This window comes from Streptomyces sp. AA4, assembly GCF_000158875.1.
Classification (GTDB): domain Bacteria; phylum Actinomycetota; class Actinomycetes; order Mycobacteriales; family Pseudonocardiaceae; genus Amycolatopsis.
Genome location: NZ_GG657746.1, coordinates 4961050 through 4975831 on the forward strand (window position 1 = coordinate 4961050; position 14782 = coordinate 4975831).

12 protein-coding genes are annotated in these 14782 nt (G+C 68.5%); 6 read left to right on the plus strand and 6 right to left on the minus strand.

Features of this window, described 5'->3' with window-relative positions; genetic code table 11:
* Nucleotides 1-316: 316 nt before the first annotated feature.
* Both SSMG_RS22710 and SSMG_RS22715 read right to left on the minus strand, forming a co-directional pair.
* Entirely contained in the window at nt 317-1513 is a 1197-nt protein-coding gene (locus SSMG_RS22710) for an MFS transporter (RefSeq protein WP_037717742.1), read from the minus strand.
* A 1239-nt stretch (nt 1514-2752) separates the two neighbouring features.
* The gene (locus SSMG_RS22715; protein WP_009079778.1) at nt 2753-2998 is read right to left on the minus strand and encodes a hypothetical protein; all 246 of its coding nucleotides are present in this window, start codon (nt 2996-2998) and stop codon (nt 2753-2755) included.
* 874 nt (nt 2999-3872) lie between these two features.
* Here SSMG_RS22715 and SSMG_RS22720 point away from each other — a divergent pair.
* Nucleotides 3873-5369, plus strand: a complete 1497-nt coding sequence (locus SSMG_RS22720; RefSeq protein WP_050788254.1) for an alpha-L-fucosidase — start codon at nt 3873-3875, stop codon at nt 5367-5369.
* Nucleotides 5370-5534: 165 nt separating this feature from the next.
* Here the strand turns inward: SSMG_RS22720 and SSMG_RS22725 are convergent, their stop codons facing one another.
* Complete coding sequence (locus SSMG_RS22725) at nt 5535-6731, minus strand: IS110 family transposase (RefSeq protein ID WP_199786311.1); 1197 nt, start codon at nt 6729-6731, stop codon at nt 5535-5537.
* A gap of 232 nt (nt 6732-6963) precedes the next feature.
* On the opposite strand from SSMG_RS22725, the gene SSMG_RS22730 reads away from it, so the two are divergent.
* Both SSMG_RS22730 and SSMG_RS22735 read left to right on the plus strand, forming a co-directional pair.
* Nucleotides 6964-7581 (plus strand): cysteine hydrolase family protein, encoded by a 618-nt coding sequence (locus tag SSMG_RS22730; protein WP_009079783.1) that lies wholly within the window; start codon nt 6964-6966, stop codon nt 7579-7581.
* A 382-nt stretch (nt 7582-7963) separates the two neighbouring features.
* Entirely contained in the window at nt 7964-8581 is a 618-nt protein-coding gene (locus SSMG_RS22735) for a hypothetical protein (protein WP_009079784.1), read from the plus strand.
* Nucleotides 8582-8669: 88 nt separating this feature from the next.
* Here SSMG_RS22735 and SSMG_RS22740 read toward each other — a convergent pair whose 3' ends face one another.
* Both SSMG_RS22740 and SSMG_RS22745 read right to left on the minus strand, forming a co-directional pair.
* A complete protein-coding gene (locus tag SSMG_RS22740; RefSeq protein WP_009079787.1) occupies nt 8670-9389 on the minus strand; it encodes an MgtC/SapB family protein in 720 nt (239 codons plus the stop codon).
* Between the two features lie 282 nt (nt 9390-9671).
* Complete coding sequence (locus SSMG_RS22745; RefSeq protein WP_009079789.1) at nt 9672-9860, minus strand: hypothetical protein; 189 nt, start codon at nt 9858-9860, stop codon at nt 9672-9674.
* 598 nt (nt 9861-10458) lie between these two features.
* On the opposite strand from SSMG_RS22745, the gene SSMG_RS22750 reads away from it, so the two are divergent.
* The 3 genes from SSMG_RS22750 to SSMG_RS22760 all read left to right on the plus strand — a co-directional run bounded on the left by SSMG_RS22750 (nt 10459) and on the right by SSMG_RS22760 (nt 12748).
* Nucleotides 10459-10968, plus strand: a complete 510-nt coding sequence (locus SSMG_RS22750) for a hypothetical protein (RefSeq protein WP_158688064.1) — start codon at nt 10459-10461, stop codon at nt 10966-10968.
* A 634-nt stretch (nt 10969-11602) separates the two neighbouring features.
* Nucleotides 11603-12325 carry a response regulator transcription factor gene (locus tag SSMG_RS22755; RefSeq protein ID WP_009079792.1) on the plus strand — a complete coding sequence of 241 codons (723 nt, stop codon included), beginning with the start codon at nt 11603-11605 and terminating at the stop codon, nt 12323-12325.
* A gap of 51 nt (nt 12326-12376) precedes the next feature.
* Complete coding sequence (locus tag SSMG_RS22760) at nt 12377-12748, plus strand: helix-turn-helix transcriptional regulator (RefSeq protein WP_009079794.1); 372 nt, start codon at nt 12377-12379, stop codon at nt 12746-12748.
* A gap of 558 nt (nt 12749-13306) precedes the next feature.
* On the opposite strand, the gene wecB is transcribed toward SSMG_RS22760, so the two are convergent.
* On the minus strand, nt 13307-14455 hold the full coding sequence (gene wecB / locus SSMG_RS22765) for a non-hydrolyzing UDP-N-acetylglucosamine 2-epimerase (RefSeq protein WP_009079799.1): 1149 nt from the start codon (nt 14453-14455) through the stop codon (nt 13307-13309).
* Between the last annotated feature and the right edge of the window lie 327 nt (nt 14456-14782).

Genomic DNA, 14782 nt, shown 5'->3' on the forward strand with positions numbered 1-14782 from the left:
GACACTGTGCCGGACGAAACGAATGATCCCTCGCGCACGCGGCAGGTGGCCCCCCTCCACCGCGCCGCCATGTCGCCGTGCCGTGGGACCGGCAGCCCCCGGAGGTGATTCGCGTGCAGATTCCCGGCGACCGCGACTTCTGAGCTCGAGCCTGGCCCTCGGCTCTTTCACATGCCCTCCCGTTCACGCGACCCGTTGGAGGTGGCCGCACATGCGTGGCGACCGTGACTTCTGATCCCGGTGGTGCAGGCAATTCCCCAGTCGACCGTCGTTCAAGGAGGTGCGCGATGCGCGGCGACCGCGACTTCTGAGCAGCTCATCCGATGGCCCGTTCGGCTTGGAGCGTCCTGATCCACCGCACCGCGCACCACCAGGACAGGCACGCTCCGGCCGCGCCGGTCACCGCGACCGCCATCGCGGCCGACCTGAGGTACTGCGCGAGCACTCCCGCGCCGACCACGGCCAGGCCCTGCCCGGCCCGGAGCGCGGATCCGACCAGGCCGGTCACCGCCCCGACCCGGTCCCGGGGGACTCGCTCGGCGATCTCGCCCCTGATCAACGGCAGGTAGGCCGCGCCGATCCCGGAGAGGACCAGCAATACCGCCATCGGGACGAGGCCCGGCCGGACGGCGAACAAGGCGAGCGGCACCAGCGACAGGACCGCGAGGACCGCGATGAGGTCCCGCTGGAGCCGTTCGCCGGCCCGGGAGGCAAATCGTGCCCCGACGATGAACCCCAGGCAGTCAGCGGCCAGCATCAGCGTGACTGCCCACGGCGGCCCGTCGGCCTGCTCGACCAGCGGGGCGATCACGCCGTCCGGAACGGCGGTGACACTGCACAGCAAGACCAGCCCGCACAACAGGCGGACCGGAGGGTTCGCGGCGACGATCCTCAGAGCCCCGCCGGCGTCCGCGTGCGGCCTCGCCGAATCACGCGCTGCGGGCCGCTGCCGCAACCCGAGCCCCAGGATGATCGCGGCCGCGACGAAACTCGCCGCGTCCAGGGACAGCGCGAGCGTCGTGCCCACGGTCGCGACGACCGCGGCACCGCCCGCCAGGCCGGCGAGCTGCCCGGTCTCTCGGACGATCCCGAGGCGCGCGTTGCCCGCCTTGTTCGCCTGCGGGCTCTCGAGGATGTCCAGGACGACCCCGCTCTGGGCGGCTTTGAACGGCGCCGCGATCGCGGCGACCGCGGCGACCGCGACCACGAGCACGCCGAGCGGAACTCCTGGAACCGCCATCCCCGCGACCAGCACCGCCTGCTGCAGGCAGCACACCACCATCAGCCCCCGACGCGGCAGACGGTCGGCCAGAGGCCCGAGCACGGGACCCGCGACCAGGCCCGGCAGCAGCGTCATCGCGTATGCGAAACCGGACCACACGGCCGAACCCGTCCGCTCGTACACGAGCACGGCCACCGCGACCCGCGCGAGCTGATCGCCGGCGGTCGACAGCGCTTCGGCCACCCACAGCGCCGTGAACTCGCCGCGCAGCGTCCCCCTCCGTGGCCTCACCCACACCCTCGCTCACCAAACTAAGTCCGCAATTAGTCCCCCGCCGAGAGGCTAAGTCAGTCCAGTACACCCTGGCTACCCACGATCGTTTAACACCCGAACGGACCGTCTCGGGGAATTGAGTCACAGCGGGTAGCGAATATGATTGAGGCATCACCCTCAAATCGGACGTCGCCTCGCCCGCCTGCTGCGAAGCGTGAGGACGGGGCGGCAGCGCACGAGCACTGTCAACCAGGGGAAGCGCGACACGGACGCGCCCAGTTCCGAGACCCGCCCGCGAACGCACAGACCGCGGGAACTGTTCGCCACGAAGCTGCCCGTAGTTGTGCGTCCCCGCCACCCGATCCAGCTCCGCCCCCGGCGGCCGCCGGCCAACCGCGGCTTCCTGCTCGTAATGCAGCCACATGCGCTGCTCAGCAGTCAACTCGCCCTCAACCGCACCTGCCTCCGACGACGGCTCCACCGCCGGCTCGATTTCAGCCGACTGTCCACTCGGCTCGACACCCGCCGCCCGGACGTCCGGACGATGCCGCCGCAACGCGCGGTTCAGCAACTCCACCGCAAGCAACAGAGCAAGCGGAAGGGCAAGCCGCCACCGTCACCCCGAACACACTCGACGACGGAGCCGCACCGATATTCGCGCACAACGACAACGAAATCCCGAACAAGAGCGCCGCCCACACCAACCACTCCCCCGCCGACCCCGCCACAACTCCACCGTCGCCAACGTCAACAACCCGTCAACGATCAACGGCGACATCGCCGCTGTCGTCCCATCCGCACCAAACCGCAACTCCGAACACCCGGCCATGCTGATACGACGCATACGCCGCACCCAACGCCACAAACGGGTCGCAGCACACTGCATACGCAACGACCACGACCACGGCCCCCATGACGCGCGACCACCACAGCAACGCTCCGTCCCGAACTCCACCACACCACAAATCCGAAGCTCAGGAGCCTGACAGACCCGTGGGGTTTTCAGGAGTGCCTCCCCGCAGGCGCCGCTTCAGTCATCCTTTTCGCGGCACTCGCGATCGCCGGGAAGTTCGTCCGCCGGAAGCGGGACCGTCAGTGTCGCGATGCCGCCCGCTGCGTCTCCTCCGCCGACTGTCCGGCTTCTGCGGGCATGCGCGAACTGCTCGGCTGGGTCGCCTACCCGCTCAGCACCGCCGACGAACAATGGTCGCAACTTGGCGGCTGCCGGTTCCTGTCCTGCTCCGCGACCGGCCACCCTCAATCGTCGGTTTCGGCGCCGAGATCGTTGAGGATGTTCTCGAACTGGCGGTCCGTCAGGTTGAGGGCGCTCTCGAAAAGCAGGGCTTCCGGCTGCACGGACGCGAGGTCGTCGGGCCGTGCTTGCTGCTGCGCGGCCTGGACTGTCGGCTGTCGCAGCAGGATCGCCGCGGCGGCTGGAGCGAAACCGACCAGGACGGCGGCAGCGACCACGGCACCTGCCATGGCAATCTTCCTGGCATCCATGACTCGGCTCCTCGGCGAAAGGGAAGGCGGACCAACCAAACCTACTGTTCCCGCGACCGGGCCACGGCGCTACCGCAAAGACCCGGCCAGGTCAAGTTCCCGCCAACCTGGTGAATGAAGCGAGCACCGCGGAAGCCGCGAGCAGGGCAGGACTCCGCGCTGCCTTGGCGAGTCCGATGCCGGCGCGGGCATCGATCGCGGACCTCCGGCAGAGGCCACGCGACCGGATTTCAGAAGAGCCCCAACGCGGACAGCAGGACGATCCACTTCCGGCGCATCCAAATCACCTCTAACGTCGCTTAGTCGGCACTTCACTCCGCAGCGGTCTCACGTCATGTTCGCAAGAGGGAAGCGGAATCGGCAAGCGTGTTCCAGAACCGCCCCTCCGCACAATGAATTTCTTCATCTTGCCGAAGTGGATCAGTCACTCCGAAGCCGGGGACTTCGCTATCTTCCACCTGGTGCCAAGCACGCCTCGCAGTCCGGCAGAGGATTGCCCGACGACACGATGTCCGGCCAGGGTCCATGAACTATTCATCAATCCCCACTGGAGCTAGACATGAAATCAATGTTCAGGCATCGTTTCAATTGTACTGCCCGTGCTCCGCCGTGGATCCCTTCCCTGTCGCGGTCGCAGCGGAGCTTGAGTTCCCCGATGGCAAGCGGTCAGGACCGGATTGCGCTGCCTGAGGGTCCCGCTCGGGCATCCATCGCACCGGAAAGCCCGACGGGGGCGCTGGTTCGCTCGGCAGCGGAGGTGCCGGGTGGACCAGCGCCGACTACTCAGCACTCGCACGCGGGCCGGCGGAATCTCGCGAGAGTTCCGGGTTCCGACCCGTCCGGGACGCGAACGAAAGGGCCGTGGATCACGACGATGACAGGTGACCCAGCGGAACCGCGCGCAGCCAACGGCACCGCGGCCGAGCCGTACGAGCCGACGCGGGAGTCGCTTGCTCGCCATCCGCTGCCCGAGTGGTGGGACGACGGCAAGTTCGGCATTTTCGTGCATTGGGGCGCTTATTCCGTGCCCGCCTTCGGTTCCGCGTTGCTGCCGGGCACGGACCGGATTCGCTCCCGGCTGCCGAAGGCCTTGGGCGATTACTGCGCGGCCGAATGGTACGCGCGACTGCAGCAGATCCCGGGCACTTCGGCCTGGCTGCATCACCTGCGCCGCTACGGCACGGCCGCGCCCTACGACCATTTCCTCGAGCAATTCGGCGCGGAAAAGTTCGACCCCGAAGACTGGGTCGGCCTGTTCGACGAGGCCGGCGCACGCTATTTCGTCCTGACCGCCAAACACCACGACGGGCTCGCCCTGTGGCCGACTGCCACCACGGGCCGCAACACTGCCGAGCTGGGGCCGCGACGCGATCTGGTCGGCGAACTGGTCGACGCGGCCCGCAAGCACGGCGGCGTCAAACCCGGGCTGTACTACTCCGTGCCCGAGTGGTTCAACCCCGCGCCCTACCGAGGCGGCCGCTCGACCTGGGGAGAAAGCAGAATCGTCAACCGGCTGATGTTCCCCCAGCGGCCGCCGCGCAACGCCTACACGCGCCGGCGCGTCCCGTATACCGGCCAGGGAATGGTCTACGACTACGCCGGGAGCATCGTCCGTCCCCAGTTGCGCGAACTCGTCGACCGGTACCGGCCGTCGATGATCTGGTGCGACATCGGCGGCGACGAGGATTACTTCCGCGGCAACGAAACCATCGCGTACTACTACAACCGGGCAGCTGCCGCGAATCCGGACGGCGTCCTCGTCAACGACCGCTTCGGAGACGGCCGCACCCACCGCGACTACGCCACCGTCGAGCAGGGCGCCGGCATGAACCAGCAGCCCACCGGCGAACGCTCCGAAGTGTGCCGCACGATGGCGGAGTCCTGGGGCTACGACGTCCGCGAAACCGGCGACTCCCTGCGCAGCACCGGCGAACTGGTGCACCTGCTCGTCGATTCCGTCGCGGCCAACGCGAACCTGCTGCTCAACATCGGCCCGCGCGCGGACGGCACGATCCCCGAGCCGATGCGCGAGCGGCTGCGCGGCGTCGGCGCGTGGCTGAAACTCAACGGCGAGGCGATCTACGGCACGCGACCGTGGACCCAGCCGACCAGAGGGAACCTTCGATGCACGGTCAGCAAGACCACCGGCGTGCTCTACCTGACCGCGCTGTCCTGGCCTGGCCGCGAACTCGTCGCCGACTTCGGAGTCCCGGCCAGCGAGCGGACGCGGATCACGCTGCTCGGCTCCGACGGGCAGCCGCTGGCCTGGCGCCGCGACGGCCGCCGCCTCGTCATCACCACTCCAGCGGCCGACCCGGCCCGGGCCACCAGCAGCCAGCACGCCTACGTCTTCCGCGTCGGCAACCAATGAACAGCGAGGACGGATTTCGCCGCCGTCGCCGGACCCGGGCTTCGGCACGGCTCGCATCGGTTCATGGCGATCACCTCGGCTGCGATAGCTACCTCAGCACGGTTTACCCCCGAACGAATCGACCTTAGTCCGACCAGAAAGGACTTCCCAATGGGGTTTGTCAAGTCATGCAGCCGCCGGGATCGGGGGTGAAGCGTGGTAGCCAGCGTTGTCGCGGAGCATGGCCCACAGGACGTTGAGGCGTCGGCGGGCGAGGCAGAGCAGGGCTTGTTCGTGTCGTTTGCCTTCGGCGCGTTTGCGCCGGTAGTAGGCCTTGGAGATCGGGCAGCTGGGCAGGCTGGCCGAGGCCGCGAGGTAGCAGGCCCTCAGCAGGCCGCGGTGGTAGCGGCGAGGCCGTCTGAGGTTGCCGCGGATGCGGCCGGAATCGCGTGGAACGGGAGCGAGCCCGGCGTAGCCGGCGAGACGGTCGACCGAGCCGAACGCGGTCATCTCGCCGCCGGTGGCAGCGAGAAATTCCGCGGCGAGGGTGGGGCCGAAACCGGGCAGGGTGAGGATCACCTCGGCGTGTCGGTGCCGGCGAAACCGTTCCTCGATCATCGCGTCGAGCTCGTCGATTTCGGTGTTGAGGGCGATCACGCCCTTGGCCAGCCGTTCGACCATCGCGGCGGCGAGTTTCTGGCCGGGCAGCGTGGCGTGCTGCGCGGAAGCGGCCTCAACGGCCGCGTGCGCGACCGATTCGGCTTTGCGGACCTTGCGGTGGCGCAGCCAGCGGGTCAGGCGTTGCTTGCCCAGTCGCCGGATTCCGTCCGGGGTCTGGTGTTCCGTCAGCAGCGCCAGGTGTCCTTTGCGGGACAGGTCGAGGCTGCGTTCCAGCGCGGGAAAGTACTCCAGCAGCTGGTGGCGGATCCGGTTGATCGCCCGGGTCCGGTCGCAGACCAGGTCGGTGCGCCGGTTAGTCAGGGTCCGCAGGTCGACTGCGATCTCGTCCCCGGCCCGCAACGGGCCGAGGTCACGACGGACACGGGCCTGGTCGGCGATGACGAACGCGTCTTTCGCGTCGGTTTTCCCTTCGCCCCGGTAGGTTCCGGCAGCCCGGTGGACCTTCAAACCGGTGATATAGACCAATTCCTGGACGTGGTTGACCAGCAGGCCGATCAGCAGCGCCGCGCCACCGCTGTTCAGGTCGATCGCCCACAGCACATCGGTGTCGATGGCCGTGACGTCGGCGATCAGGGCCAGCAGTTCGGTTTCGTCGTTCTGGACCCTGCGGGACAGCAACCGCTCGCCGATGTCGTTGATCACCACGCAGTGGTGGTGTTCCTTGCCGATGTCCACGCCGGCCCAGATCTGGGGCACGACCACCTCTTTCGTTGTTGTGCTCAAGGGTTCACCCACAGACGACCACGCCGACGACGTCCTACACAGCGATCCACGCGTATCCCAATTAGCGGTCGAGCCGTCTCGGGGCCCGGGCGGCCAAGTCCTTTCAGCCTTGCCAACGGCGACGCCATGTGAGCCATACCCGGAGCCCCAGGGCCCACCGATCCTACGAATGACCAGTTCAGACCCAACAAAGAAGGTAGGACCATCCCCCATGCCTGCTGTCGACCCGGCGCGCACTGCCTTGATCGCGATCCACCTGCAGCACGACATCGTCGGCGCCGACGGTGCCTTCGCACCGTTCTTCCGCGCCGAAGTCGAGCGCACCGGCGTGCTCGACACGTCCGCCCGGGTCCTGGCCGGTGCGCGCCGGGCGGGGGCGAAGATCGTCTACACCCGCGTCGCGTTCAAGCCCGGGCATCCTGACCTCGTCGCGAACTCGCCGCTGCTGGGCATGGTCGCCGCGAACAACTGCCTCGTCGACGGCACGCCGGGCGCGGCGCTCGTCGAATCGGCCGCTCCTGCCGATACGGACGCGATCGTGACCCACACGCGGATCACCGGCTTCCACGCCAGCGCACTGGATGCGGTCCTGCGCGCCGGCGGAATCGACACCGTCGCCTTCGCCGGGGTGGCCACCAATATCTCAGTCGAAGGCACCGCGCGAATCGCCTCGGAACTGGGTTACCGCACGATCGTGCTTTCCGATGCCTGCTCCGCGGGATCCGAAGCCGCGCACCAGGCATCTCTGGAGTCGCTCAGCCTCCTGGCCGAGGTCAGCACCACCGACGACTTTCTTGCCGCGCTCGCCGGCGAACGCGCGGCCGGATGAACAACCGCCCGGGTCTCATACGCGGCGACTCGTGATCTCAGGTGAATCCCTCCCCTCCGGTGGCGCAGTCCCTGAGCCGCCGGCCGGAGGGGAGGGAACCTCGCACGGGGGAGCATGCCAGGAAGGAAGCATTCTCCGGCGAAGCACCGACAGTTTAACCCGAGCTGTCATGCGAACCAAAGCGCAAACTGTTCAGCAAGTGAATAATTCATGCCGGGTTGCGTATTTGCGAACTGCGCGGGACGGGAAGCGAATCCGTGCGTCGATCCGTCGGCGGTTCACTGTCCGCACCCGTACGGGGTATGACAAATTCCCGTTCCGGTAACAACGGGAGCGCGCGTTTCGAAGGGCGGGTGGAAATAACCGGCATACAGGAGTCCAGATGAGATCCCGCACGCTCGTGTCCATCGCCCTGTCCGCAGCCACCTTGGGTTTCGCCGCCCTCGGTTTCGCCGCGGTTGCCTGCGGTCAGCGGGAATCCGCGCCGCAAGCCTCGTCGGCCACGTTCTCGCCCGCGCCCACCGCCACCTCAGTCCCGGCGAACAGACTCGCGTTGACGCCCGAAGGACTCATCCCCAAGAGATTCGGCGAGCGGGCGAGAGTGGCCAACCCGGACGGCAGCGCACTGTTCGACTTCTCGATCACGAAGATCAAGGTCAATCCGAAATGCCGTCCGACCGGCCGGCGAACTGCCGGAAGATACGTCATAGTCCTGGACCTGACCGTCCGGACGCACAGTCCGCAGAATCCGGTCGACCTCAGCGGCATCGGCGCGTTGCTGAACTGGGGATCATTCCAGACCAGAGGCGCCGGCGACGTCACCCACACCGTGGATGCCAGCAGCTGCGCGGACATCACGGCCTTGCCGATCGCCTACGCGGCCAACAGCAAGTACACCGGACAGGTCGAGATCGCGGCGGTCGACAAGAGCGGGTCGCTGTTCCTGATGGGAGGCACCAGATCCGCCAGCAGCTCCCTCGGCTGGATGTGGACCTTCTAGCGAACCGTCGCCAAGCAAAGCCGGCCGCGAAGCGAGAATCCCGTGCGGGACGGGAACCCGCCCGCCGCACCGCGGGCCGGGAAAGACCTCACCCCTCGATGCGGCGGGTCCGCCCGGCCGCCGCGCTGCGGACTCCGGGCATTTCGGACAGCTCCGCGGTCAGCTCGAACAGGTCGCCCCGTCCGTCGAGCCGCAGCGCGACCGCAGTGGCCTTCCGTCCGTCGTCGTGCACTGTCTCCGGCTCGACCACGATCTCCCGCACTGTCCAGCCCCGGCTGGTGCAGGCGGCGAGGGCGGACCGCAGGACGCCTTGGCCGTCGTCGTAGCTCAGCTGCAGGGTCGGCGGTTCGCGCCGATGTCTCGCGGCGAACAACGCGAGACGCGACAGCCCCCGGGTCGCGAGGAAGAACCCGGCGGTCCCCGCGGTGGCGAGCACGGGGAGCCCCGCTCCGCACGCCATTCCGATCGCCGCGGTGACCCAGACCGTCGCCGCCGTGGTCAGTCCCTGCACCGCGTTGCTCCGGATGAAGATCAAGCCGCCGCCGAGGAAGCCCACGCCCGAAACGACCTGCGCGGCGACTCGCGAGGGGTCGAGCGAGACGTGCGGGTTGGCCAGGAAATCGTCGAAGCCGTACTTGGACACCAGCATGAACACCGCCGACCCGACTCCGACCAGCGCGTGCGTCCGCAGGCCAGCGGACTTCATGCTCAATTCCCGTTCCAGTCCGATGAAGGTGCTCAGCACGAGCGCGACCAGCACCGGGGCCAGCAGCGACCACTGCTGACCGGTAGACCACAACGGCCCCATGAACCCTCCCGCGGAAGCTGAACGACCCGGTGCCCGCACCACGGCGGCACATCGAAAACGGCGATCGCGCGACTGCTGCTCTTCGCCGATCGCTCGCCACCGCGAACCGAAGGCGGCACAATCGTCTGACCGCGTGGATTGACCAAGCTAATTCGGCGGACCGCCTCCGCGCTACTGCAACCGGTCACTGCCTGGGAATGAATCGTTCAATGCCAGCTTCGAAGCGACAACGCAGGACACCGGCCTGCTCGCCGCAGTCACCGAATCCGGACCTCGCCGTCGTCATCGGGCAAACAGCGGCCAAGGCTGATCGAACACGATCGCGGCGGGGGCAGGAACGTGCGGTGAGCCGGAACCCTTGCTGATCGCCTGGCCCGCGCCGGGACCGCAGGCCCCCGGGCCGATGACGTTCGAAGAACCGACCACGATGCCGACGACCAAGGCCGCACTCAGGGCGAGCAGCCACGACACCCATCGCAGGCCCCTCGGCGCGGATCGTTCCGGCACGAGTGCGGACACCTGCGGCTCGGGAGAGTCCTGCCGCTGATCACTCGCGGCATGCCGAGGAGCACAGGCTCGCGGATTCGGCCGGCTGTGCCGTGCGGGCGTGCGGTCAGCGTGGCGAGGCGAGCCGTCCGACGGCTCGGACGGCCCCGATCGAGGGGAAGGGATGGACACGGAATGCTCCTCAAGCTACGACAGCGCATGCTTTGCCACTCTTGAGTTCACAACATGCCAGCCGTTCGCGCCGCATCGAACCGCCGATTCGCGACGATCGAGGAAAATTGCTGAGAAGTGGCGTGATTTCATCACGAGTCCGGGTCGGGGACCGTCGCTGCCGCCCGTCGGGAGCGGACCACCGGCCACGGAGGGAACGGTTGCCGCGACCAGTTCGGACCGACCCGCGATTGCCCAGCTCGCAGCCCACCCGATGCTTCACCTCCCGCGCCGGGTTGTGCCGAACCGGCACCCCCGCCTCTTCCACCGGCTTGGCCGGCATGAGAAATTCATGCCCAGCCAAAGATTCTTCGCGCCCCGTCCGCGCGACCGCCGCGCTAAGCTCGGCGTGGTGCCAAGCAGCGACAAGTCTTTCGGCAAGCTGCCTCGATGGACGGGGCCTTTCTACTTGGGCACTGGAGTGGTCACCCTCGTTTGGGTCGGCTTTCTGGTCGCCGATTTCCTGAACGTCCCGGGGTGTTGCCCGGAAGCGAAGATACGTTGCGGCGCGTTTATGAGCACCTCCGCGCGGCAGTACACGCTCGCCTGGGTCGTATTCGACATCGCATTGGCGGCGATGCTGCTGATCACCGGCTGGCTTGCGGTGCGGCACCGACCGCACGTGCAGGTTTCCGCCGCCGTGACGAGCGCGCTGCTCTTCGTTGACGCCTGGTTCGATACGACGATCAGCCCGCGTCGCGACCGCCCGCTCGCCTGGACACAGGCCTTGTTCGCCGAACTGCCCCTGGGACTGCTCTGCCTCTGGGTCGCCTGGCGCGCCGAACGTCTCCGCCGGGAACAGCTTCGCCACAGCGCCGCGACCGCCGGACAAGCCTCGCACGATCGACCGCCGGGAAGCTGAACCCGCCGGTCCTTGTCCGCATAGGACCACCACCCCGCCTGGAACGCCGATTCTCGGCGCGGACATGACCTTCGCGGAGCCGGCCCGGATCGCAGCCAGGCACAGCCGCGCGCCGGCGGGCGGTGCCGCGGACGCGGAGGCGGTTCTGGCGCGCCAGGTGCGCCCCGCCCCGCCGAAATAGCAGAAGACGCACCCGCGTATTCAATTGCCCGCACTGCACCCGCACCCGCCAGGTACCGGACTCCGACCTCTCGGAGAGGCTGGAGCACACCCTTCAGTCGTGATTTCCGCTACAATTCGGCGCATTCCGCGCCACAAAAACCACCTGCGGCCCGCCCTTATCTCCGCGTCCTCGCGGGCGACGACACGCCGCCGCATGAGATATTCACGCGCGAATCCGGAATTTCCGCATCTTTCCCTCGCTGAGTGACGCGTCGGCTACCGAACGCCGCGTTTTCTCGGCTAAAGTTTCCCGCACTCGCCCGAGTTTCCGGGAAACCATGGCACTGCCCGCCTCCGCGGTTCTCGCCTCGCGAATCGGTTCGCCGTCGCGAGGTTCTCCTCGGGTCCGGCGAATCCCGCTCCGCCCGCGGCCCACGAGACCGCGCACGAGGCACGTTGGAAGGACGACCTGATGGCTTCGGTTCCCCTGCTCCCGCCGTCGCCCCGGACCAGCCGGGCGCGCCGGTCCGAGGAGACGGCGTTCACCATTTGCTCGGCGGACCAGGACGTCCTTTTCCAGCTCGGCGTCAAGGCCGTGGTCGACCGCTCGCGCCGGCTCAGCTGGATCGGCGCGATCAACGACGGGGCCCGCGCGCTCAGCCTGTGCAGCCGGATGCGGCCCGACATCCTGCTGCTCGACGCCCGGCTCGACGTCGGGGGCACTCTCATCCGGGCCGTGACGTCGAGCCCCGCCGTGGAAACGGTCATCGTTCTGGTCAGCGCCGCGGAACTCGTTCCCGACCGGGTCGGCAAGTTCGCCGAATACGGCGCCGATTGCCTGCTGGACCGGTCCATCGGCCCGGTGAAACTCGCCGAGCGGATCGTCCAGTACCACCTCTGGGGCCACTCCGCCCAGTTCTTCCCGGCGACGCCGGAGCCGCGCATCCCGCGGGCCCGCCGCCGCTCCAGCGACGAACTCACCCTGCGCGAAACGCAGGTCCTCGGCCTGATCAGCATCGGGCTGACGAACAGCGAGATCGCGGAAGCGCAGTCGGTGTCCGCCGAGACGGTGCGCAGCCACGTCAAGAACGTGTACCGGAAGCTGGGCGCCCGCAACCGGGCCCACGCGGTCGCGCTCGGCCATCTGGAGAACCTGATCGGCCCGCACGCCTCGCCGCCGGCGCCCGCGCGGTGACCGGCGCCCGCCGAACCTGGCAATCCACCGTCCGAACAGGAGGAACGAATCATGGCTGAACGTGCCGAACGGCAGGGCCCGGTTTTCGTCGGCGCGGACCCGGAGGCCGTCACCCGTGCCCGGGACTACCTGGAAGCCAAGGGCATCGAACTGACCTCGATCAGCAGACCGGTGAGCCCGCTGCAGGTGTTCGTCCGGACCACCGCGTTCGACGAAGCGCGGACGCGGACGGAAACGCTCACCGATGTCTCCCTGCTTCAACTGCGCATGATCGCCGGAGGCATGACGAACGCCGAGATCGGCGACCGGCTCGGCAAGTCCGAGAACACGGTCAAGTCGAGCCTGAAAGGACTGTTCAGAGCGATCGGAGCGCGCGACCGGGCCCACGCGGTGCTGATCGGGTGCCGAGCGGGACTCATCTGAAACCGCAGCGCGCTGGAGACCCGGCCTCGCCCAGTGCTGGCGCACGCCAAGCATTTCCTCGTGAAGTGCGGCCGGGGAAACCCGGCCGCACGGAAGCGCGGGGACGCGGTCAGCAGGGTGCTGGGCTCGTCGTCGGGAACCAGTCGTCCGGCAAGGGGCACGAGCCGGACCCCAGACCGGCGCAGACCCTCAGCACCGCTCGCATCCGGACCAGTCCTCCACCGTGATCTAGTCGCCGGGCCGGATCGTGTCGAGATCCCGGAATATGCGGCGGCACCCGGGTACCCGGGTGCCGCGAAGTCTTGCGACCCGGCTCTTCGACGACCGTCCGCTCCGGACCCGGCCGCGGGATCATCGCGAGGACCGCGACCGGTGCGCCGCCGACGCCCGGCTCGTTGCCCCACAACGTTTTCCGTTCCTGGCCGAGCTGGAAGCCCAGCATCACCCCGTCCGACGACGAGCACCGCTTCTCCGATTATCCGGACGCCGTCCACCGCGGCCGCAGTTCCTGGGCGTCTCCCGGGCGTCGTTCCGCTGCCGCATCGAGGCACCGTGCGGTCATGGCGCACCCGGGCTCGCAACGGCCGTCAGATCCCGGTCGAGGTCCGGGATCCGGCTGCGGAGCGCGTCCATGGTCAGCCGGGCCGCGTCGCCGTTGCCGAACGGATTCGGCGTTCCCGGGCCCTTCTCCCGTCCGGCCAGCACCGCGCGCGCGGCGATGACGACCTCGGAGAAGTCGGTGCCGACCAGCCGCGCCCAGCCGGCGTCGACCGCCTCGCGGCGCTCCGTCGTGTCACGCGCCACCAGGACCGGAACCCCGAAGGTCGGCGCTTCTTCCTGGATGCCGCCGGAGTCGGTGATCACCAGCGAGGACCTCGACAGCGCCCAGATCAGGTCCGGGTAGTCCAGCGGCTCGGTGACCGTCACCGCGTCGCACGTCCCGAGGATCCGGTGCACGATCTGGCGCACCTTCGGATTCGGGTGCGACGGAAGCAGAAAGCGCGCGCCGGGGAATTCCCGCGCGATCTGCATCACCGCGCCCAGCACTTCGCCGATGCCGCTTCGCCACGACTCCCGGCGGTGCATCGTCACCAGGATCCGCGGCCGGAGCCCGGCGAAAGCGGCCGCGACCGCGACGTTCTTCGGCGGCAGGCCCCGTCCGGCGATGTGCAGTGCCGCGTCGACGACGGTGTTGCCGGTCACGACGATCTTCTCGTCCGGCACTCCCTCCGCCCGCAGCGCCGCGCCGGCCGCCGGCGTGGGAGCGAGGTGCAGGGCGGCGATGCGGGAGACCAGCTGGCGATTGGCTTCCTCGGGAAACGGCGATGCGAGATCTCCGGTGCGCAGGCCCGCCTCGACATGCACGACCGGAATGTGGCGCCAGAACGCGGCCAGTGCGCAAGCGAGGGTGGTGGCTGTGTCGCCCTGGACGACGACCGCGGCCGGGCGGCGCTCCGCCAGAACCCGGTCGACCTCGGGTACGAGACCGGTGAACAATTCGCTCAGGCTGCCGGTCGCCCGCGACAGGACGATCCGGTCGTCGGGAGCTATCCCGAACGGCGCCAGGCCCTGGTCGACCATGTCGGGGTGCTGCCCGGTGGCGACGATCCGCGCCCGGAACCCGGATTCCCCGGCCGCGAGCGCGATGGGCGCCAGTTTGATGGCTTCCGGCCTGGTGCCGGCGAACAGCGTCAGTTCTTGCTTCATCGGCCTTCTTCCCCCCGTGCTCGGCGGCGCTTTCGAAACGACCGGCGAACGCATCACTTCATTCGCGCTTTGGCGGTTCCGGGAATCTTCTCCGCAGAGTATGGCGAGCGCCGCGCACTCCGATCAAGAAGGCGAGCGCTTAACGCCCGCCCGGGTCATAGCCGTTTTAACAATAGCCCCGTGAAATACTCACCCGGCGGACGGAAATGCGGTCCGGGAAGCGCTGGACTCGGCGTCGCAGAACCCGACCTCCCATGCCCGGGCCATCGCGGCGACGCCCGGCCCGGGGTCCGCGGGCCACTCCGGCGATCCGTCGCCGTCGTCGAC

Bases quoted from the DNA above. Each gene is read 5' to 3' on its own strand.
- SSMG_RS22715 (WP_009079778.1), bottom strand. From the start codon at position 2,998: ATGGATGCCAGGAAGATTGCCATGGCAGGTGCCGTGGTCGCTGCCGCC.
- SSMG_RS22720 (WP_050788254.1), top strand. From the start codon at position 3,873: ATGACAGGTGACCCAGCGGAACCGCGCGCAGCCAACGGCACCGCGGCC.
- SSMG_RS22730 (WP_009079783.1), top strand. From the start codon at position 6,964: ATGCCTGCTGTCGACCCGGCGCGCACTGCCTTGATCGCGATCCACCTG.
- SSMG_RS22735 (WP_009079784.1), top strand. From the start codon at position 7,964: ATGAGATCCCGCACGCTCGTGTCCATCGCCCTGTCCGCAGCCACCTTG.
- SSMG_RS22740 (WP_009079787.1), bottom strand. From the start codon at position 9,389: ATGGGGCCGTTGTGGTCTACCGGTCAGCAGTGGTCGCTGCTGGCCCCG.
- SSMG_RS22755 (WP_009079792.1), top strand. From the start codon at position 11,603: ATGGCTTCGGTTCCCCTGCTCCCGCCGTCGCCCCGGACCAGCCGGGCG.
- SSMG_RS22760 (WP_009079794.1), top strand. From the start codon at position 12,377: ATGGCTGAACGTGCCGAACGGCAGGGCCCGGTTTTCGTCGGCGCGGAC.
- wecB (WP_009079799.1), bottom strand. From the start codon at position 14,455: ATGAAGCAAGAACTGACGCTGTTCGCCGGCACCAGGCCGGAAGCCATC.